Here is a 21,207-nt window from a genome sequence, read left to right on the forward strand (position 1 = left end):
CGCCGTCCGGCCGAGTGCGTTTCGCCTGGTAGGCCTCGACCGCTCGTCAATCGAACTGCAAGCAGCGGCGTCTTCCCTGGGCACCAGGAGAACTGCCATCAGGGGAATTCGAGGTTGGACGCATGATGTTGCGGTCTATAGCTGCTGTCGGATACGAGAGCGAATTCGACGATGAGCCCCGGGCACCGGCCATCGAGCGCGTGGAGAAGTCGGTCCGGCCCGCGGTGCTGCAGGCGATTTCCATGATCCAGGAGCGCTACTACGAGCCCATCACGCTCGGGGACCTGGCCTCCGAGGTGTTCGTCAGCCGGTTCCACTTCTCCCGGATGTTCGCCCACGCCACCGGCGTGACGCCGGGCCGGTTCCTGACGGCCGTGCGCCTGTTCGAGGCGAAGCGGCTGCTGCTGACGACGTCGCTGAACGTCTCCGACATCGTGTGCAGTGTCGGCTACAGCAGTGTCGGCACGTTCACCAGCCGGTTCTCGCGGGCGGTCGGGCTGACCCCGACGCAGTACCGCGAACCGCAGGTGGCCGAGCTGCTCGTGGCGATTTCGCCGACGCTGCAACGGCTTCCGCCGCTGCGCACGCTGCGCGCGGCCGGTCGCAGCTGTGCTTCGCTGCAGTCGGGCACGGGTGTGCTGTCGATGCGGCTGGACATGCCGGGCGACGCCGCCCCCGCGGACACCCTCGTCGGGCTCTTCGCCGACCCGGTGCCCCAGTGCGGTCCGGTCGCCTTCGGCGGCTCGGCCGGCATGAGCTCGGGCGAGCTGACCATCCACGGCGTGCCCGCGGGGCGGTGGACGGCGATCGCCGTCGCGCAGCACCAGCCGGGTCTGGGCGGGCCGCGGTTCTCGATCGGCTACTCGACCGTGACCGTGACGGCGGAGGGCCTGTCCACCGGCCGGGTGGGCCTGCGCGCGCCGGCCGCGACCGACGCGCCGATCGCGATCACCCTGGCCTCGAAGCAGTCGCCGTTCACCCAGCGCATGCGGGCCGCTCAGCACCCGCACCTGCGCGCCGTCGCCTGATCCGCCGGAGAGAAGAGGACGACCACGTCATGTCCACGGTAATCGGAGTCCTCCGGAAGCGGTTCCTGGCTCCTTCACTGGCTTCGGTCGGGTTCGCCGAGCGCGGCTTCCCGGTCACCCACACCGACGCGACGGCCCGGCTGGAGGCGGTGCCGCAAGCGGTCGTGTGCGGGTTCGAATGGGCCATCGAAGGTGCGCCGCTGTGGGAGATCGAGCGCCGGCTGGCGTTGGTCGAGCCCGAACAGCGCGGCTTCGCCTACGAAGGCGCGACGATGGGCTACACGATCCTCGACGCCATGCCGGGCGGCGGCCGCGACCGCACCCGCGCGCTGCTGGAAGGGCCGGGGCGCCCGCACATCTTCCTGACCTACATCGGGATCGGCTTCGCGATGGCGCGGCTGCCGCGGCCACTGTGGAAGAACATCCTGCCCGAGCTGACCGGGGTGGCCTACCACCCGGTGATGAGCTGGCTCGCCGTCGACGGCTACGGCTTCGACCGCGCCTACTTCGACACGGACAAGTGGGTGGGCGAGCAGGCGGACCCGGTGCCCTACCCGTGGGCGGGCCGGCCGGAGTACTTCGGCCGGGCGTTCGACCAGGGGGTCGGCCGCGCGCTGTGGTTCATCAACGGCGGGAACCCCGACGCCGTGGCCGAAGCGGTCGGGCGGTTCGCCGAGGCCCGCCGGGCGGACCTGTGGAGCGGGGTCGGGCTGGCCTCGACGTTCGCCGGCGGCAGTGACCAGTCCGGCCTGGCCCGGCTGCGCCACGCCGCGGGGGAGCACTACGACCAGCTCGCGCTCGGCGTCGTGTTCGCGGTGAAGGCCCGCACCTACGCCGGGTACGTGCCCGCGCACACCCACCTCGCCGCCGGCGTGCTCACCGACCTCGCGGTCGGGCAGCTGCAGGCCATCTCCGACCGGACGGAGGCGGTCGGCGACGACGGCGGCCCGCTCCCGCGCTACGAGCTCTGGCGGGCCGCGATCCGGGCGGAATTCCGGCCGCACGCACACCGAGCGGCGAGCTGAATCCGCGCCCCGGCAATCCGGCGGCAACGGTGGAGTAGACCGTCCGGAGTGGAATCTGTGACAGTTGATTCGAGTATCGGAAGATGTTCGTAGCCCGAAAGGGGAATGCGGTGGGCGACGGTTGGCGCGCATTGAGGCGCCGGATCCTGACACCGGACGACTCGGAGACGTCGCTGGACAAGCGTGGTTTCCACAAGAAGAGCCCGCAGGCTCAGGAACTGCTGGAAACGGTGGGGAAGAAATTCCTGCTCGGCTACGCGCACGCCGTCGAGTCCCGCAACCCCGCGCAGTGCGAGGAATGGCTGGAACGCATTCCGGTGCAGTTCCGCGGATTCGCCTACGAGGGCGCGGGAATGGGCTACGCGATGCTCGACGGGCTGCCTTTCGGCGGCCGGCGGCACGTCGACGACTTCATCGCCGGTCCGGGCGGAGCGCGGCAGCACTACATCATCCTGGTGGGCGCCGGCTGGGCGATGGCGCGGCTGCCGCGCTTCGCCTGGCCGAAGGCCGACCGGTTCGACCCGCTGCTGCGGTGGCTGGTGCTCGACGGCTACGGCTTCCACCAGGCGTACTTCAAGACCGAGAAGTACGTCCGGCAGCAGTACCAGGAGCCGGGCTTTCCCTGGCCGGCCAAGGAATACAGCGGTTACGCGCTGCGGGCCATCGACCAGGGCATCGGCCGGGCGCTGTGGTTCATCTGCGGCACGGACGTCGACCTGGTGACGAAGACCATCGCCGGGTTCGACCCGGCTCGCCACGGTGACCTCTACGCCGGGGTCGGCCTCGCCTCGACCTACGCCTGCGGCGTCAAGGACGACGAGCTGACCGAGCTGGCCCGCCGCGCGGGCAAGCACCGCGGGCAGCTCGCCCAGGGGAGTGCGTTCGCGGCCGACGCGCGGGTGACCGCGGGCCTGCTGCTCCCGGAGACCGAGGTCGCCACCCGGGCGATCTGCGGCCTGCCCGCCGAGCGCGCCGCGGCGATCACCCGGGAGGTGTGGCCGGCGACTGTCGTCGACGGCGAGCTCCCGGCGTTCGAGACCTGGCGGCAGCGGATCGCCGATGAAGTGCTGACTCACGGAGGAGTGAACAAATGACCGCGACCTCGCGCTGGCTGCGCCGGCAGCTGGCGGGCATCGTGGCGATCGCGCTGGTGCTGACGATGTTCTTCGTCGCGCGCCTGCCGACCGTCTCGGCCGCCGAGCAGGACCAGCTGGCAGCCAACTTCCACTTCACACCGATGACGATCGCGCTGCCCGCCGCGGCGAAGTCGCAGAACGTCCGGACGCTGAACAAGCAGTACGAGGCCATCTCGGCCTGGATGTCCTCGACCGGCGCCGGCATCGCGATGAACGACCTCGACGGTGACGGCCTGGCCAACGACATCTGCCTGGTCGACCCGCGCAGCGACCAGGTCGTCGTCACGCCGGTGCCGGGCCAGGGCCAGGAGCGCTACGCGCCGTTCGCGCTCGACCCGGCGCCGCTGCCGACGTGGGACTACATGGCCCCGATGGGCTGCGTCCCCGGCGACTTCAACGAAGACGGCCGGATGGACGTCATGGTCTACTACTGGGGGCGCACGCCGGTCGTGTTCCTGCAGAAGGCCGGCGCCACCAAGCTGGCTCCCGCGGCGTTCCAGCCGACCGAGCTCGTGCCGGGCAACCTGCGCGGCGCCGACGGCAAGTACAACGGCCCGCTGTGGAACACCAACGCGGCCACCATCGGCGACTTCGACGGCGACGGCCACGTGGACGTCTTCATCGGCAACTACTTCCCGGACAGCAAGGTCCTGGACCCGAACGCCGACGGCGGCATCACGATGAACCAGTCGATGTCGCACGCGACCAACGGCGGCGGCAAGTTCATCTACCGCTGGACCGGAGCCACCGCGGGGACGAACCCGTCGGTGTCCTTCGTGGACGCGTCGACGAGCATCCCGGCCAACGCCCGCACCGGCTGGTCGCTGGGCGCCAGCGCCACCGACATCGACGCCGACGGCCTGCCGGAGCTCTACATCGCCAACGACTTCGGGCACGACCACCTGCTCTACAACAAGTCCAAGCCGGGCGCCATCGAGTTCGGCGAGGTCACCGGGGTCCGCGGGATCGCCGACCCGAAGTCGAAGGTGCTCGGGAACGACTCGTTCAAGGGCATGGGCGTCGACTTCGGCGACTTCAACCACGACGGGCTGTACGACATCTTCGTCAGCAACATCACGACCTCGTGGGGCGTCGAAGAGTCGAACTACCAGTTCGTGAACACCGCCAAGGACCTCACGGACCTGCGCGGTCAGCTGCAGAAGGGCGTGGCACCGTTCCACGACGAGAGCGGCGAGACGCGCACGGCGTGGTCCGGCTGGGGCTGGGACCCGAAGATCGAGGACTTCAACAACAGCGGTGACGTCCAGATCGCGCAGGCCACCGGCTTCATCAAGGGGCAGGTCAACCGCTGGCCGCAGCTGCAGGAGCTGGCCGTGGCCAACGACGGCATGACGTCGAACCCGTTCTGGTGGCCGAACGCCCGTCCCGGTGACGACCTCGCCGGCGACCAGACGCTGCACTTCTTCGTGAAGCGCACGGACGGCACCTACGTCGACCTCGCGCCGAAGCTGGGCCTGGCCGTCCCGGTGCCCACCCGCGGCATCGGCGTCGGCGACGCGGACGGCGACGGACTGCCCGACTTCGCCGTCGCACGGCAGTGGGAGCAGCCGATCTACTACCACAACGACAGCCCGAAGACCGGCAAGTTCCTGCAGCTGAAGCTGACCACCGATGCCCCCGTGGCGCCGGGGCCCCTGCCGTCGGCCGGTTCGCCGGCGATCGGCGCCGAGGCCACCGTGACCACGGCGGACGGCAAGAAGTACGTGGGCCGCGTCGACGGCAGCAGCGGGCACTCCGGCCGCCGCAGCTTCGACGTCCAGATCGGGCTGGGTGCGGACGTCACCGGTCCGCTCGCGGTGCACCTGCTCTGGCGGGACCGCACCGGGAAGCCGCACACGCAGGACCTGAAGCTCGCACCGGGCTCCCACTCGTTCCAGCTCGGCACCCAGGCGAAGGAAGAGAAGTGACGTCATGGTGACGCCCATAACGACCAAAGTGGACACTGCACCGCCGAAGCGGACCAACAAGGTCATCACGGCCCTGCGCCGCTTCGCCATCTCGATCACGATCTTCAACATCCTCGGTTACACCGTGCTCGGGTTCGAGCAGCCGTGGATCTTCCCGTTCGTCGCCCTGGCGGTCTCCTACACCACGGAAATCGTGCTGGAGACCATCAACGCCCGCGTGACGAACCGGCCCGTCCGCTACCGCGGCGGCGGGTTCAAGGGCCTGGTGGAGTTCCTGTTCCCGGCGCACATCACCGCGCTGGCCCTGAACATGCTGACCTACGTCAACGACCACATCTGGGCGATGATCTTCGGTGTCATCGTCGCGGTCGGCACCAAGTGGGTGCTGCAGGCGCCGGTGTTCGGCCGGATGCGGCACTACATGAACCCGTCGAACTTCGGCATCACCGTGATGCTGCTGGTGTTCCCGTGGGTCAACATGACGCCGCCGTACCACTTCTCGGAGAAGGTCGACACCTGGATCGGCTGGCTGATCGTGGCCGTCATCCTGATCTCGGGCACGGTGCTCAACTCGCTGCTGACCGGCCGGATGTGGCTGATCGGGGGCTGGCTGTCGTTCTTCGTCATCCAGGCCGTCCTGCGCGGGGTGCTCTTCGGCACGGCCATCCCGGGTGCGCTGGCGATGGGCACCGGGATCGCGTTCGTGCTCTACACGAACTACATGGTGACCGACCCGGGCACGACGCCGTCGAAGCCGATTCCGCAGGTCGCCTTCGGTGCCGGTGTCGCGATGATGTACGGCTTCTTCACCGCCGCGCACATCGCCTACGGGTTGTTCTTCGCCACCGCGTCGGTGTGCCTGATCCGCGGGCTCTTCCTGTGGGGCCTGCACTTCTCGAACAAGTCGCGGATCAAGTTCGAGGCCGAGCAGGCCGCGCAGAAGGCGAAGCTCACCGCGGCACCGCCCGTCCCGGCCGGTGACGAGAAGCCGCTCGCGGCGTGATCCCGGAAACGCGGAACGCAACACTCCGCTTCGGACAGTGAGGAGGCAGGCCGGTGGCCAGCGAAGAAGAAGTCCAGGTGCTGACCCTGGAGGCGTACGCCGACACGATCGTGCCGGGGGAGAAACGCTCCCCGGACGACCACGCGGTGGCCGGGGTTTCCCCGGGGGCCGGCGCGGTCGAGGCGGGCGCGCTGGAGCTGCTGAACTACGACGCCACCGGCATCACCGCCGGCCTGCCGTACCTCGCGCAGTCGCTCAACGACCACGCGAAGACCTACGCGGGTGAGGTCGAGCTGGAGCTCGACTCCGACCTGCCGCCGTTCGTCGCGCTGCCGTACGAGCACCGGCGCGCCCTGGTGACCCGGCTGACGAAGCCGGGTCACCCGGAGAAGGAGGGCTGGGTCAGCCTGGCCCTGTTCTGCAACATGGCCTACGACACCGCCCCGCACCGGCACACCGCCGAAGCGCTGGCGGCCGGGCACCCCGGCCTGCTCGCGCTGGGCTACCGGCTGCCGGACGCCGACGGCCTGTGGCGGTTCCCGAAGTTCTCCTACGGCCGCAAGCTGGCCGAGCCGCATCCCGACACCACACCTTCGGGGAGTCCCGCATGAGCGCGATCGAGAAGACCGACGTCGTCATCGTCGGCAGCGGCTTCGGGGGGTCGATCCCGGCCTACCACCTCGCCGCGGGCGGAGCCAAGGTCGTGGTGCTCGAGCGCGGGCCGTGGCTGGCCGCGGACGACTTCGAGCACGACTACATGCTCGGCTCGAGCTACACCCGGGTGTTCGACTTCGTCGCCGGCGACGGGATGAGCGTGCTCGGCGGCAACTGCGTCGGCGGCGGCAGCGTGGTGTACTTCGCCGCGATGCCGCGGGCGCCGAAGTTCGTCTTCGACCGCCAGGGCAGCATCGGCCGCCGCATGTGGCCGGCGGAGATCAGCCGCGACTCGCTCGAGCCGTGGTACGACCGGGTCGACGAGTCGATCCCGGTGTCGCGCCAGGACTGGAACGACGTCAGCTACGCGGGCGGGCTGTGGGCCGCGGCCTGCAACCACTCGGGCCGCACGGCGAACCCGGCCCCGGTGGCGGTGGACAACGCCCGCTGCACCAACTGCAACTTCCAGATGGCGGGCTGCCGGTTCGACGCGAAGCGCTCGATGCTGACGAACTACCTGCCCGCCGCGCTGGCGCACGGCGCGCAGATCCGGCCGCTGCACGAGGTGGAACGGCTGGAGCGGACCGAGGACGGCGGCTACCGCGTCCACTACGACCTGATCGACGAAGAGGACTACCGCATCCACAACGGATCCGGCGTGATCGAGGCGAAGGTCGTCATCATCGCGGCCGGCGCCGGGGCGACGCCGGTGATCCTGCAGCGGTCCGAGGCCTCGCTCGGCCGGATGCCGCACGGGGTCGGCCGGTACTTCTCCGGCAACGGGGAACGGCTCAACACGGCCATCATCAACGAGGACCGCGTGCGCGAGGTGCTCGGACTGTCCCGTGAGGACGGTGCCGCCTACGCCGCGAACCACATCGGCAAGGGCCCGACCGTGGCGAACTGGGACAAGCTCGACGGCTCGCTGCCCGAGTACGAGCGGTACTCGCTGGAGCAGCTGTACTTCCCGCCCGGGCTCGGCACGATCCTCGCGCAGGCGCCCGGCGGCGAGGAGCCGCGCTGGTTCGGCGCGGAGAAGAAGGAAATCCTCAAGCAGTGGTCGAGCTGGCTGACCATCTTCCTGATGACCGAGGACGACAACGAAGGCGTCTTCGGCACCCCGCCGCCGACCGGGAACGCGTACCGGATCTCGCAGCAGATGCTCGGCCGCGGGCCGTTGCGCTACGACCCGACGCCGAACACCCTGCGCGGCTGGGCCCTGGCCGACGCCGACTGCAAGGCCATCATCGAGAAGGACGGCCTGGCGAAGGTCGCACCGTGGACCAACGACGTCGTGGGCGCCTACACCGTGCACCCGCTGTCGTCGTGCCGCATCGGTGACGACGCGGCGACGTCCGCGCTGCACCCGAACCACGAGCTGCGCGATCACGCGGGCATCTTCGTCACCGACAGCGCTTCGGTTCCCGGCGCGCTGACGGTGAACCCCGCCATGACGATCGCCGCGCTCGCCGAGCGGTCCGTGCCCGGCATCGTCCGCGCCCTGAACGAGCGCGGTGTCGACGTCAAGTACGGCGCGCCCGCTCCCGACGGCTCCATCACCGGCCGGCGCGCGGTGTCCAAACTGGACCTCGTGGCCGGCAGCTGAACCCCGAACGAGAGGACGGAACAACGTGACTGACACGACGGCTGTGCTCGCCGACCTGACCGCCGAGGCCGCCGAGGTCGACGCGCTCGTGGCCGGCCTCACCGAGTCCGGGTGGGAGACTCCGTCGCCCGCGCCAGGCTGGCGGGTCCGGGAGCAGATCGCCCACCTCACCTTCATCCTGCGCATCGCCGGCTTCGCCTCGGCGCAGCCGGAAGCGTTCGTCGCGATGACGAAGTCGCTCACCGGCGGCCTCGACGCGGCGGTCGAGGCCGCGCTGAAGGAGTTCGAAACCGACCCGGGCGAAGTGCTGCTGGCCAAGTGGCGCGGCGAGCGGGACACCGCGATCAAGGCGCTCGCCGCGGTGCCGGGCGACCAGCTCGTGCCGTGGCTGGTGAACCCGCTGCCGCCGTACGTCCTCGCGTGCGCCGGGATGATGGAGCTGTTCGGGCACGGGCAGGACATCGCCGACGCGCTCGGCGTGACGCCGGTGCGCACCGACCGGCTGCGGCACCTGGTCGGGTTCGCCGTCCGCGTCTGGGACTTCGGTTACCAGGCCCGGAACCTGACACCGCCGGAGACCGAGTTCCGGTTCGAGATCACCGGGCCCTCGGGCGCGCTGTGGACGTTCGGGCCGGCGGACTCGCCGGAGCGGATCACCGGCTCGGCCGAGGACTTCTGCCTGCTGGTCACCCGCCGGCGGCACCGCGACGACCTCGACGTGCGCGCCGAGGGAGCGCTGGCCGACGGCTGGCTCGACATCGCGCAGGCGTACCGCGGGCCGGCCGGCGAAGGCCGGACGCCAGGCCAGTTCGGCCGCTGAGCGGTACCGGATCAGGCGAATTCGAGGATGCGTGTCGCCGGGTGCTGTCCCGGTGACCGCGGGCATGCAGAAAGAAGACACGACCGGAACACCGGGTCATGCTGAACCGGGGCCGGTAATCGGGGCACGAGTAGCCAGTGGGAGTGCGGTGGCATGAGCGGTGAGCGGATTTCGATCGTGGGTATCGGTCTCCGGTACCCGGACGCGGGTTCACCGGAGGAGCTCTGGGAGAACGTACTGGCCGGTCGCCGGGCGTTCCGCAGGCTGCCCGACGAACGGATGAATCGGGCAGACTACTATTCGCCAGACCCCAAGGCACCGGACCGGTTTTACGCACAGAAGGCCGCGGTGCTGCGGGACTACGAGTTCGACCGGGTCGCCCACAAGGTCGCCGGGAGCACGTTCCGGGCCACCGACACGACCCACTGGCTCGCCCTCGACGTCGCCGCGCAAGCGCTGGCCGACGCCGGGTTCCCCGAAGGCGAAGGCACGTCGAAGCCCGCCACCGGCGTGGTCATCGGCAACAGCCTCACGGGTGAGTTCTCCCGCGCCAACGTGATGCGCTTGCGCTGGCCCTACGTCCGGCGCACCGTCGCCGCGGCGCTGGCCGGGCGCGGCTGGGGCGACGACGAGACCGGCGACTTCCTGCGCGAGCTGGAAATCCAGTACAAGGCGCCGTTCCCGGAGATCAACGAGGACACCCTGGCCGGCGGCCTGGCGAACACCATCGCCGGGCGGGTCTGCAACCACTTCGACTTCGGCGGCGGCGGGTACACCGTCGACGGCGCCTGTTCCTCGTCGCTGCTTTCGGTGGTGAGCGCGGCCAACGCCCTGACGCAGGGCGACCTGGACGTCGCCGTCGCCGGCGGTGTCGACCTGTCCATCGACCCGTTCGAGGTGATCGGGTTCGCGAAGACCGGCGCGCTGGCCAAGCGCGACATGAAGGTCTACGACGCCGACTCCAACGGCTTCTGGCCCGGCGAGGGCTCGGGCATGCTCGTGCTGATGCGTGAAAGCGACGCGATCGAGCAGGGCAAGCGGATCTACGCCTCGGTCACCGGGTGGGGCGTGTCCTCCGACGGCAAGGGCGGCATCACGCGGCCCGAGGCCGCCGGGCACCGGCTGGCGCTGAAGCGCGCGTACACCCGCGCCGGCTACGGCGTCGAGACCGTGTCCTACTTCGAAGGCCACGGCACCGGCACCGCGCTCGGCGACGCCACCGAGATCGAGGCGTTGTCGACCGCCCGCCGGGACGCCGACCCGCTGGCCAAGCCGGCGGCGCTGTCCACGATCAAGGGCAACATCGGGCACACCAAGGCCGCGGCCGGTGTGGCCGGGCTGATCAAGGCCACCCTGGCCGTCTACCACCAGGTCATCCCGCCCGGCACCGGGCACTTCGACCCGCACGAGTCGCTGACCGGCGACGCGGCCCGGATGTACGTGCCGAGCGAGGCCGAGCTGTGGCCCGCGGAGCACCCGGTGCGCGCCGGCGTGTCCGCGATGGGCTTCGGCGGGATCAACTCGCACGTCACCGTGGCCGAGGGGCCGCACGCTCCCCGCCGCGACGAGCTCGACGAGCGCTCCCGCGCCCTGGTCGCTGGCCGGCAGGACGCCGAGCTGCTGCTGCTCGACGCCGACGACGTCGCCACCCTGCGCGGACGCCTCGCGGCGCTCCTCGAATCGGTGCCGAAGCTGTCGTTCGCCGAGCTGACCGACCTCGCCGGCAGCCTCGCCGCCGAGCTGTCGGGCAAGCCGGTCCGGGCCGCGGTCGTCGCCGCGAACCCCGAGCAGGCCGAGCGAAAGCTCACCCGGCTGCTCGAACTGCTCGAAGAGGGCGACTCGGTGTTCGAGAGCACCGACGGCATCTTCGCGAGCTCGCGGCCCACCGCGCCGCGGATCGGGTTCCTCTTCCCCGGCCAGGGTTCCGGCCGCGGCGGGGACAGCGCGGTCCGCCGCCGGTTCGACGTCGCCCGCGAGCTCTACGACGCGGCCGCGTTGCCGACCGACGGCGACCAGGCCTCCACCGAGGTGGCCCAGCCGCGGATCGTCACCGGCTCCCTCGCCGGGCTGCGGGTGCTTCGCGCCTTCGGCGTCGAAGCGAGCTCCGCGACCGGGCACAGCCTCGGCGAACTGACCGCCCTGCACTGGGCCGGCGCGGTCGGCGAGCGCGAGGTGGCCGAGCTGGCCAGGATCCGCGGCCGGGTGATGGCGACCGAGGTCGGCCCCGGCACGGGGGCGATGGCCGGTATCGCGGCGTCGCCGTCCCGGACCGAGGAGCTCGGGCTCGGCACCGACGTCGTCATCGCGGGCTACAACGCGCCGCAGCAGACGGTGATCTCGGGACCGATCGCGGCCGTCGACCGGGTGGTCGCACTGGCCAAGGCCCAGGGCGTCGGCGCGACCCGGATCAAGGTGTCGCACGCGTTCCACTCCCCGGCCGTCGAACCCGCCGCCACCGCGATGATCGAGCGGCTCGGCGAGTTCAGCTTCGAGCGGCTCCAGCGGCCGGTGATCTCCACGGTGACCGGCGACGTCCTGCACGCCGCCGAGAACCTGCCGGAGCTGCTGTGCGAGCAGATCGTGCAGCCGGTCCGGTTCCGGGAGGCCGCCGCGAAGGTCGCCGAACGCAGCGACCTGGTGATCGAGGTCGGTCCCGGCCGGGTGCTCACCGGGCTCTTCGAGGACATCGCACCGCGGACGCCGGTACTGGCGTTCGACACCGACAGCACCTCTCTCGGCGCCGTCCTGCGGGTGCTGGGCGCGGCGTTCGCGCTGGGCGCCCCGGTCACCCCGGAGCGGCTGTTCGCCGGCCGCGTGGTCCGGGAACTGCCCGCCGACGGGGTCTACCGGTTCCTGGCCAGCCCCTGCGAGGCGGCTCCGGCGATCGACGCCGAGCTCGCCGCGGAGCAGGCTGCCGCCGGTGCCCGGCCCGCCGAGGCGGAAGCCGCCGACACCGAGAGCACCACGCTCGACCTGCTGCGCAGGCTCGCCGCCGAGCGCGTCGAGCTGCCGCTGGAGACGGTCACGGCCGACACCCACCCGCTCGACGACCTGCACCTTTCGTCGATCACCGTGGGACAGCTGGTCAACGACGTCACCCGGGCCCTCGGCCGGCCCGCGCTCGAGGGCATGCCGAACTTCGCCACCGTCTGTCTCGGCGATCTCGCCGAGATGATCGACGAGCTGGCGCAGACGGCGAAGCCGGCGGACGCGGCGGGCAAGGGCGAAGCACCGGGCATCGGGCCGTGGGTCCGGCCGTTCGCGGTCGAGTACCTGCCCGCGGCCCTCCCGGCCGCGGACCTGCCCTCGGGCACGGTGTCCGCGCAGTGGCAGGTCTTCGCCACCCCGGGCAACCCGCTCGCCGAGCCGCTGCGGACGGCGCTCGCCCGCAGCGGTGCGGGTGAGGGCGTGCTGCTCTGCCTGCCCACCGACTGCGACGCCGGGCACGTCGGGCTGTTCCTCGAAGCCGGCCGGGCCCTGATGGCCGCGCCCAACGGCACGCGGTTCGTCGTGGTGCACCACGGCTACGGCGCCTCCGGCCTGGCGAAGACGCTGCGGCTTGAGGACCCCTCGGCGAAGACCACGATCGTCGACCTGGCCGACCCGACCCCGGCGGAGCCGGCGGCGATCGACCGCGCGGTGACGACGGTGGTCGCCGAAGTGGCGGCGACGACGGACTTCGTCGAAGCCCGCTACGGCTCCGACGGCGGCCGCACGGTCCCGCGGCTGGTCGGCTTGCCGGCGGCGGCCTCCGGTCCCATCCCGGAGACCCTCGACAGCACCGACGTCATGTTGGTCACCGGCGGCGGCAAGGGCATCACGGCGGAGAGCGCGCTGGCACTGGCGAAGGACTCCGGCGCGAAGCTCGCGCTCCTCGGGCGCAGTGACCCGGAAACGGACCCCGAGCTGCTGGAGAACCTCGACCGCATGGAGGCGGCGGGCATCCGCTACGTCTACGAGCGGGCCGACGTCACCGACGCCGCGCAGATCGCCGGCGTCGTGGCCCGCGTGGAGGCCGAGCTGGGCCCGGTCACCGCGGTCATGCACGGCGCGGGCCGCAACGAGCCGGCCGCGTTGTTCAGCCTGACCGAGGACGCCTTCCGCAAGACCATCGCGCCGAAGATCGACGGTCTCAACGCCGTGCTCGACGCGGTCGACCAGGACCGCATCAAGCTGCTGGTGACCTTCGGCAGCATCATCGGCCGCGCCGGCCTCCGCGGTGAGGCGCACTACTCCACGGCCAACGACTGGATGACCGAGGCGACCCTGCGCTTCGGCCGGGAACACCCCCGGGCGCGGGCGATCGCGCTGGAGTGGTCGGTCTGGTCCGGCACCGGCATGGGCGAGAAGCTCGGCGTGGTCAGCGCCCTGATGCGCGACGGCATCACGCCGATCCCGCTCGACGAGGGCATCACCATCCTGCGCCAGCTGCTTTCGGACCCGGCCACGCCGCCGGTGCTCGTCATCTGCGGCCGCATGAACGGGCTGCCGACCCTGCCGATCCAGCGGCGCGAGCTGCCGCTGACCCGGTTCATCGACCGGACGGTCGTGCACTACCCCGGGGTCGAGCTGATCACCGAGGCCGAGCTGTCCGCGGGCAGCGACCCGTACCTGACCGACCACCTGCTCGACGGTCAGCTGCTCTTCCCGGCCGTGCTCGGCATGGAGGCGATGACCCAGGTCGCGTCGGCCACCGTCGGTCGCGGCGGCACCCCGGTGCTGGAGGGCGTCGAGTTCCTGCGCCCGATCATCGTCTCGCCGGGCAAGTCGACCACCATCCGGCTGGCCGCGCTCGCCCGGGACGCCGACACCGTGGACGTCGTGATCCGCAGCGACGAGACGGGCTTCAGCGCCGATCACTTCCGGGCCCGGCTCAACTTCGCCCGGCCGGAGTCGCTCGGCGAGACCACCCTGCGGGACGTCGCGCTGCCGTCGGTCCCGGTCGACCCGATCCGCGAGCTGTACGGCTCGGTCCTGTTCCAGGGCAAGCGCTTCCAGCGCGTGCTCGGGTACCGGCGGGCCAGCGCGCGGCACGCGGTCGCCGAGATCTCGACGTCGGCGAACGTGGCGTGGTTCGCGCCGTTCCTGCCGCAGGACAAGCTGCTGGCCGACCCGGGCACCCGGGACGCGATGATGCACGCGATCCAGTGCTGCATCCCGGACGCGACGCTGCTGCCGCAGAGCATCGAGAAGCTCTACCTGGCCGCACCGGGCGAGCAGCACGACGAGTACGTCCTGCTCGACGCGCGCGAACGGTCCCAGGACGGCGACAGCTACGTCTACGACCTGGACGTCCGCAACCCGGACGGCACGCTCGTCGAACGCTGGGAAGGGCTGATGCTCCGGGCGGTGCGCAAGCGCGACGGGGCGGGGCCGTGGGTGCCGTCGATGCTCGGGGCCTACCTCGAGCGTGCGTGCGAGCGGCTGCTCGGCGGCCGGCGATCGGTGGTGCTGGAGCCGGACCCGGCGGACCGCGTGTGCGAAGGCATCGCGGAGCGGCGCGTCCAGACGGCGCTGGCGGCGAGCCGCAGCCTCGACCGGCCGGTCGAGGTGCGCTACCGACCCGACGGCAAGCCGGAGATCGACGGGGCCGAGGTGACCGCGTCGCACACCGCGCAGCTGACGCTGGCGGTCACCGGCTCCGGGCAGCTCACGTGTGACATCGAGAGTGCGATCGAGCGGACCGACGAGGACTGGACCGGACTGCTGGGCGAAGAGCTCGTCGCCGTCGGCCGGCTGCTGGCCGCGGACACCGGCGAACCGGTCGCGGTGGCCAACACCCGGGTCTGGAGCGCGCTGGAGTGCGTGCGCAAGACCGGCGGGATGACCCAGGCCCTCACGGTCCGCCGGGTCGAGGCCGACGGGTGGGCGCTGCTCGCCTGCGGCGACGCCCTGATCGCGACCTGGTCGACCACGGTCGACGACCGGCCGGCCCCCGTGGTCTTCGCCGTCCTCCACGCAGAGGGGAACCGAGAATGACCGGCTACTACGAGCTCCGCCACACGGTCGGCTTCGAAGAGACCAACATGGTGGGCAACGTCTACTACGTCAACTACGTCCGGTGGCAGGGCCGGTGCCGCGAGATGTTCCTCGTCGAGCGGGCTCCGGCGGTACTGGCGGACATCCGCGGCGACCTGAAGCTCTACACCCTCAAGGTGGAGTGCGAGTTCTTCGCGGAGATCACCGGCTTCGACGAGCTGTCCATCCGGATGCGCCTCGAGGAGCTGACCCAGACGCAGCTGCAGTTCACCTTCGACTACGTCCACCTGCACCCGGACGGCGAGCGGTTGGTGGCGCGCGGACGTCAGCGGATCGCCTGCATGCGGGGACCGAACTCGGCGACCGTGCCGGTCCGGGTGCCCGAGGCGCTGCTGGAGGCGTTGGCGCCCTACACGACGGCTACGGCGCGCAACGGCAAGGGAGTCTAAATGGGCCACCCAGGAGCAGGCCCCGCCGAGCGGACACCGCTGCAGCGGGTGCCGACGTCGGCGGCGCGCCGCGGGCTCAGCCCGCAACCGGCACTGCGCCAGGTGATGGCGCAGTTCGCGACGGGCGTCACGGTGCTCACGGCCGGCGGCGCGGACCCGCACGGGATGACCGCGAACGCTTTCTCGTCGGTGTCGCTGGATCCGCCGCTCGTGCTGTGCTGCGTCGCCAAGGCGGCCCGCATGCACAGCTCGATCGTCGCCGCGGGCTCGTTCGCGGTGAACATCCTGGCCTCGGACCAGCAGGCCGTGTCGAAGTACTTCGCCGACTGGAAGCGGCCCGACGGGCTGGCCCAGTTCGACGCGGTCAGCTGGACGCCGGGCGGCAAGACCGGGGCACCGCTGTTCACGGGCGCCCTGGCCTGGCTGGAGTGCGAGCTGGCGCAGGTCATCGAGGGCGGTGACCATTCGGTCTTCCTCGGCCGGGTGGTCGCCACCGGCCGGGGGGCCGGCGAGGACGCCCTCATCTTCTACAGCGGCGGCTACCACGACGTGGACGGCCGGGTCGCGTGAACCGACGCCGGCCCCGAGCACTACCGGGGCCGCACGAAGGAGAGGGAAAGTCATGACTGCCAACAACACGGGTCGCACGGACGCCGCCGCGGCCACCTCGCGGTACGTCGAGCCGGTGGAAGCGCCGGTCGACCTGACCGTGCGGCCGATGCCGCGGCTCGGCCGGGGGATCGTCTGGTCGGACGTCGTCGCCGAGATGGAACGTGACCTCGAGGAGCGGCTGGGCGAGGCCGCGTAAGCGGTTCCCCGGACGGCCTCGCGCCACGAAGCCGGGCCCGGCGGGACACCGACCCCTCAGCGACGGTGTCCGCGCCGGCCCCGGCTTCGTCCCCTTGACGGGCGCCGGGTCTCGCGGTGACCGACGGCGCACCGGTGATAGCTCGAACGGCTACGGCGGATCCTTCCGCCGTAGCCGTTCGGGTTTCCGGCGTGTGGTCCCGCGGACAGCCCACAGGACATCCGGCGAGGCCGGCACGAATCGTGCCGGCCTCGCCGAGTCGGTGGTACGACATCCCGGCACACCGCCCGCAACGGCCGGCACGGCAACGAGAACGGCCGGCACACCGCCCGGCGTGGCCACCACGGCACGCGGCGCAGACGGCGAACCCGCCTGCTGGTGTGTTGACCGATCCGGTCGCTGTGTCGGCCGTTCTCGTCCGCGCTGCTCCCATCGCGACCAAGCGGAAACGCCGCGGGCGCAAGGGTTTCCACGCAACAAAGAAGGCCTCCCCGCCCTTTCGGGTGGGGAGGCCTTCTGTCTACCGCAGGGTCACGCGTGGTCGGCGACGGCCCCGGCGAGCAGGCTGCTGACCCGGCGGGCCGCGGCCATCCCGGCCCACGCGGTCAGCTCGATCAGGGTGTCGTCGCCGGGCGCGGTGCCGCGGAACGCCTCGACGAGCCCCTCGTCGACCTGGTAGGACGCCAGCGCCGTGGCCAGCGCCAGCCGACCGGCCGGCCGGTCGGCCTCGGCGAGCCCGGCGACCGCCTCGTCGAGCCAGGACCGGCTGAGCCCCGGCGCCTGCCCGTCCCAGGCGGCCAGCCGCTCCCGCACCAGCGCGCGGACGCCGGCGGGCACCGAACGGGCACCCGCCGCTTCGGCCACGGCGTAGGCGCGGGCGAACGCGTCGGCGATCACCGGGTTCCCGCGCGCCCAGCCCAGGTCCTCCGGTGCCGGAGCGGCCGGGAGCAGCTCCAGTGACGCTCCCGGCCGCGGTCCCGACGTCGCCGTGGGCCGCAGCACGCCGCCGAGCACCCGCCGCGCCTGCGGCTTGGCGGACTCGGGGACGTGCGCGGGGAACGGCGAATCCCGGAGGTACACGTTCACCATGCGGTTGTAGTACTGGAACGCCACGGCGACGCCGATCAGCTCGGGCGCGTGCGCGGGCGGGAACGGCGGCGCGGGCGCCGTCGTGGTCGCCGACGCGCGGGCCCACGCTTCGAGCGCCGCCCGTTCGGAGCCGCCGGACTCGCCGGGGCCGTCCGGGATCGCGGCGAGCGTCATGCCGTGCACGTCCACGCAGTACGGGCAGCTGTTGGCCGCCGACACCCCGGTGGCCACCGCCTCCTTGGCCGCGCGCCCGGCCGGGCCGGGTACCAGCAGCGTCTCCCGCAGGATCAGCCAGGCCGCGGCCATCGACTCCGGCGCCGCGGAGTGCAGCGCCGTCGGCGGCGCGAGCATCCCGAAGTCCTGCTCCACCTGCCGGTAGACCGCGGCCACCAGGCCGCGGGCCCGGCGCCGGGGCACCACGCCGACGTGCCGGGTGTCGCGCAGGGACTTGCGCACGGCGAAGCGGACGAGACCGGCGATCATCGGGTGCTCGCGCGCGCGATCACGGCGCCCACCACGAAGTCCGGGTACTGCTCGGCGATGGCGTCCACGTCGGGCAGGACCGTCACGTCGCCGAGTCCGGCCGCCTCGAACGTGGCCCGCCAGGCGGCCGGGGTGAGGAAGCCGTGCGTCGGCCGCTTCACCGGGTCGGTGATGACGTCGGTGAAGCTGTCGAGGAAGTCGAAGATGATCTCGGCGTGGATGGGCCGGGCGAGCTTCGTCGGCCGCACGCATTCGGACACCACGACCGCGCCGCCCGGCTTCAGCGCCTTCGCCGCCTCGGCGACGACGAAGTCGAGGTCGGGCGCCACGTGGAAGCAGTTGACCGCGTACACGGCGTCGAACGTGCCGGGCTCGACCCCCTGCGCCTCCCAGGGCAGCGTCATGTCGATGCGGGCCGACTCGACCGTCGTCGACGGCGACGCGGCGGCCGCGGCCGCCTTCTCGCCGTGCCGGGCGAACGTCTCGGCGACCTCGGTGAACCGGTAGCGCGTGACGTCGGTACCGAGCGTGCGGAGCACCTGCTCGGCGCCGCTGCCGCAGCCGCCGCCGATCTCGAGGATCTCGAACGGGCCGCCCGCCGCCGGCACGAGGCGGCTCAGCGCCTCCGCGCCGACCTTGTTGTTGATCGAGTACAGCAGGTTGTCGTTGGAGAAGTACTTCAGCCACAACGGAAGCTGCGCGGGCGCGAAGAGGATCTCGTCACCGGTCGCTTCGCCGGCGAAGAACGTCTTCGCCTCGTCGACGAGCGTCCGCAGGATCTCGACGGCGACGGCGGCACCCGGCTCGCGCGCGGCGAGCTCGGCGGCGACGTCGTCGAACGACGGGACGGCCACCGTGCCGGGCACGTACCGGCCGCCTTCCCGGGCGAAGATCCCCGAGTCCGACAGCTTTTCGTACAGGAAGTGCAACGGGATCGTCCGGCGCCACGGGATCGAGAGCTCCTGCTTGGCCTGCGGGACCGAGGTTCCGGAGGCGGTCGGCAGGGCGCCGATCGCGGAGAGGATCCGGTGGGCGGTGGCGTCGACGAGGCGGGCGAACGTCTCGTTGGCCGCCAGGAAGCGGAACGGGAAGTGCTCCCGGACGCCCTCGTCGGCGATGGCGGCTCGCAGCTTCGCGAACTCCGCCGCCTTCGGGTGGTCTTCGGGCCGGCCGTAGCCGTTCTCCGCCTGCTCAGTCATGTTCACTCACTTTCGCGATGTCCGGCGGTCAGGCCGCGGCACGGCCGAGGTCCGGGAACGAGTGGACGGTCAGGGGCAGCCCGCCGCCGAGGCGCAGCGACATCATCGGCTCCGGCTTGACCGCGAACCCGGGCACGGTGTCGAACCGCAGGTCGCGCATCAGCGTGGAGATGATGAAGGTGGCCTCCATCATCCCCAGGTGGTTGCCGACGCAGAACCGGGGACCGGCGCCGAACGGGATGTGCGCGTAGCGCGGGCGATCCGACGTCACGTCCGGGTCGAACCGCTCCGGGAGGAACCGGTCCGGCTCCGGCCAGTACCGCGGGTGCCGGTGCAGGATGTACGGGCAGATCAGCACTTCCGAGCCCGCGGGCACGTGGTACCCGCCGACCTCGTCGTCGGCCAGCGCGCGGCGCGGCAGGATCCACACCGGCGGGAACAGCCGCATGGCCTCCTGCAGCACCATGTGCGTGTAGCGCAGCCGGGTCAGGTCCTCGTAGGCCGGGCGACGGTCGCCGTAGACCGCCACCGCCTCCTCGTGCAGCCGCTCCCGGACCTCCGGGTGCCTGCTCACCAGGTCCAGCGTCCAGCCGACGGTGCTGGCCGTCGTCTCGTGCCCGGCCAGCAGCAGCGTCACCAATTCGTCGCGCATGCGGCGGTCGGCGACCCGTTTGTCGGATTCCTTGGCGGTGGAGGCGATGAGCCGGGTCAGCACGTCGTCGCCGGTCGCGGACGGCCGGGCCTTCCGCTGCTCCACGAGGAGCCCGACGACGTGCTGGAGGTGGTCGCGGCCGGCGCGGAACGCCCGCTGCCCCTTGAGCGGGAGCCACCGCGGCACCATGCCCAGGGTCTCCATCTCGAACATGGCCTGGTCCTGCACGGCCTCGAAGGAGTGCTCGACCGCGTCGAACGCGCTGAGGTCGGTGTCCAGCAGGGTGCTGCCGAGCACGCCGAGGGTCAGCGCGGTGATCTCGGACAGCACGTCCACCGGCGCGCCGGAGTCCCGGTGGGCGGTGAGGCGCTCGACCAGGCTGAGGGCCTCGTCGATGATCACGTCGGCCTGCGCGGCGATCCGCTTGTGCTGGAACACCGGCTGGATGGTGCGCCGCTGTTCCTTCCACAGCGCGCCTTCCGACGTCAGCAGCCCGTCGCCCAGCGCCCGCTTGGCCTCGGTGTAGCCGATGCCCTTGTGGTAGTTGGCCGCGTTGTCCGCGAGCACGTGCTTGGCGTGGTCGGGGTGGTTGAAGATGTAGAGCGTCTTCGGGCCGATCGACACCCGCACCGCGTCGCCGTATTCGCGGACGGCCTCGCTCATCAGGCCGATCCGGTCCGAGCGGAGCTTGCGCAGGATCCCGGGTGCGGCCCGGCGCGGCGGTCCCGGGGGAACGCGGCGAGGGCTGCCGGTCATGCCGTCGGGGCGGTCGAGCCGGGCGTGGGCAGGCCCTGCTTCGAGGTGCTGTTCTGGTAGGCCGCGAGCCGCCACTGGCCCTCGGTCCGCACGGCCAGCCAGGACGAGCGGATCGCCTGCGCGGCGGACACCTCGGTCTCACCGGCCGCCAGCACGCCGCCGGACGACAGCAGCAGCGCGACGTCGGGGCCGAGGAAGCGCAGGCCGATCGGCTTGCCGACGACCTGGGTGCCGGCGTACGGGCCCTCGAAGGCCTCGGCGAAGTACTCCTTGATGTCCTGACGGCCCTGGCGGAAGACGCCGGGCAGGATCAGCGTGCCGTCCTCGGTGAACAGGTCGGCGATCGACGCGGCGTCCTGGTGCGCCCAGGCCGCGAGGAGCCGCTGGGGGATGACTCCGATGGCCGCCTGGTCGGCGGCCGGCACCTCGGTGGTCGTCATGGCGCTTCCTTTCGGGCGAACGGCGGGACGGCGGCGGGCACGGGAAACCGGCCGGACGGCGCGGCTTCCCGGTCACTCGTCCACGTTCGCACCGCGCACCGCCCGCCCACGTCTCCCGCAGTGCGGCGGTGCCGGGCCCGCCCGGGCGCCGC

Annotated in this window: 16 protein-coding genes; 12 read left to right on the forward strand and 4 right to left on the reverse strand. The window is 71.8% G+C overall.

The window, feature by feature from the left end; translation table 11 throughout:
- Nucleotides 1-200: 200 nt before the first annotated feature.
- The 12 genes from OHS58_RS00280 to OHS58_RS00335 all read left to right on the forward strand — a co-directional run bounded on the left by OHS58_RS00280 (nucleotide 201) and on the right by OHS58_RS00335 (nucleotide 16,436).
- Complete coding sequence (locus tag OHS58_RS00280) at nucleotides 201-1,028, forward strand: helix-turn-helix transcriptional regulator (RefSeq protein ID WP_442788295.1); 828 nt, start codon at nucleotides 201-203, stop codon at nucleotides 1,026-1,028.
- Between the two features lie 29 nt (nucleotides 1,029-1,057).
- A complete protein-coding gene (locus tag OHS58_RS00285) occupies nucleotides 1,058-2,053 on the forward strand; it encodes a DUF1702 family protein (protein ID WP_326959206.1) in 996 nt (331 codons plus the stop codon).
- 83 nt (nucleotides 2,054-2,136) lie between these two features.
- Nucleotides 2,137-3,147 carry a DUF1702 family protein gene (locus tag OHS58_RS00290; protein WP_328646767.1) on the forward strand — a complete coding sequence of 337 codons (1,011 nt, stop codon included), beginning with the start codon at nucleotides 2,137-2,139 and terminating at the stop codon, nucleotides 3,145-3,147.
- The gene (locus OHS58_RS00295) at nucleotides 3,144-5,117 is read left to right on the forward strand and encodes a CRTAC1 family protein (protein WP_326943471.1); all 1,974 of its coding nucleotides are present in this window, start codon (nucleotides 3,144-3,146) and stop codon (nucleotides 5,115-5,117) included. The genes OHS58_RS00290 and OHS58_RS00295 overlap by 4 nt, the downstream gene beginning before the upstream one ends.
- Before the next feature lie 4 nt (nucleotides 5,118-5,121).
- Nucleotides 5,122-6,120 carry an enediyne biosynthesis protein gene (locus OHS58_RS00300; RefSeq protein WP_328646768.1) on the forward strand — a complete coding sequence of 333 codons (999 nt, stop codon included), beginning with the start codon at nucleotides 5,122-5,124 and terminating at the stop codon, nucleotides 6,118-6,120.
- Nucleotides 6,121-6,173: 53 nt separating this feature from the next.
- A complete protein-coding gene (locus OHS58_RS00305; RefSeq protein ID WP_247055514.1) occupies nucleotides 6,174-6,731 on the forward strand; it encodes a DUF5987 family protein in 558 nt (185 codons plus the stop codon).
- On the forward strand, nucleotides 6,728-8,380 hold the full coding sequence (locus tag OHS58_RS00310) for a GMC family oxidoreductase (RefSeq protein ID WP_326959214.1): 1,653 nt from the start codon (nucleotides 6,728-6,730) through the stop codon (nucleotides 8,378-8,380). Before OHS58_RS00305 ends, OHS58_RS00310 begins: the two co-directional genes overlap by 4 nt.
- Before the next feature lie 25 nt (nucleotides 8,381-8,405).
- Nucleotides 8,406-9,200, forward strand: a complete 795-nt coding sequence (locus OHS58_RS00315; protein WP_326943468.1) for a TIGR03084 family metal-binding protein — start codon at nucleotides 8,406-8,408, stop codon at nucleotides 9,198-9,200.
- A 153-nt stretch (nucleotides 9,201-9,353) separates the two neighbouring features.
- On the forward strand, nucleotides 9,354-15,179 hold the full coding sequence (locus tag OHS58_RS00320) for a type I polyketide synthase (RefSeq protein WP_326943467.1): 5,826 nt from the start codon (nucleotides 9,354-9,356) through the stop codon (nucleotides 15,177-15,179).
- Entirely contained in the window at nucleotides 15,176-15,628 is a 453-nt protein-coding gene (locus OHS58_RS00325; protein WP_247055506.1) for an acyl-CoA thioesterase, read from the forward strand. Before OHS58_RS00320 ends, OHS58_RS00325 begins: the two co-directional genes overlap by 4 nt.
- The gene (locus OHS58_RS00330) at nucleotides 15,629-16,198 is read left to right on the forward strand and encodes a flavin reductase family protein (protein ID WP_247055503.1); all 570 of its coding nucleotides are present in this window, start codon (nucleotides 15,629-15,631) and stop codon (nucleotides 16,196-16,198) included.
- A gap of 52 nt (nucleotides 16,199-16,250) precedes the next feature.
- A complete protein-coding gene (locus tag OHS58_RS00335) occupies nucleotides 16,251-16,436 on the forward strand; it encodes a DUF6222 family protein (protein WP_247055501.1) in 186 nt (61 codons plus the stop codon).
- Nucleotides 16,437-16,967: 531 nt separating this feature from the next.
- Here OHS58_RS00335 and OHS58_RS00340 read toward each other — a convergent pair.
- From OHS58_RS00340 to OHS58_RS00355, 4 genes are read right to left on the reverse strand one after another with little or no spacing between them, the layout of a single operon-like run.
- Entirely contained in the window at nucleotides 16,968-18,008 is a 1,041-nt protein-coding gene (locus OHS58_RS00340; RefSeq protein ID WP_328646769.1) for a carboxymuconolactone decarboxylase family protein, read from the reverse strand.
- Nucleotides 18,005-19,207 (reverse strand): class I SAM-dependent methyltransferase, encoded by a 1,203-nt coding sequence (locus OHS58_RS00345; RefSeq protein WP_326943465.1) that lies wholly within the window; start codon nucleotides 19,205-19,207, stop codon nucleotides 18,005-18,007. Before OHS58_RS00345 ends, OHS58_RS00340 begins: the two co-directional genes overlap by 4 nt.
- Before the next feature lie 28 nt (nucleotides 19,208-19,235).
- Nucleotides 19,236-20,615, reverse strand: a complete 1,380-nt coding sequence (locus OHS58_RS00350; protein WP_326943464.1) for a cytochrome P450 — start codon at nucleotides 20,613-20,615, stop codon at nucleotides 19,236-19,238.
- Complete coding sequence (locus OHS58_RS00355) at nucleotides 20,612-21,055, reverse strand: SgcJ/EcaC family oxidoreductase (RefSeq protein WP_326943463.1); 444 nt, start codon at nucleotides 21,053-21,055, stop codon at nucleotides 20,612-20,614. Before OHS58_RS00355 ends, OHS58_RS00350 begins: the two co-directional genes overlap by 4 nt.
- Nucleotides 21,056-21,207: the final 152 nt, after the last annotated feature.

It is taken from the genome of Amycolatopsis sp. NBC_00348 (genome assembly GCF_036114655.1).
Lineage (GTDB): Bacteria > Actinomycetota > Actinomycetes > Mycobacteriales > Pseudonocardiaceae > Amycolatopsis.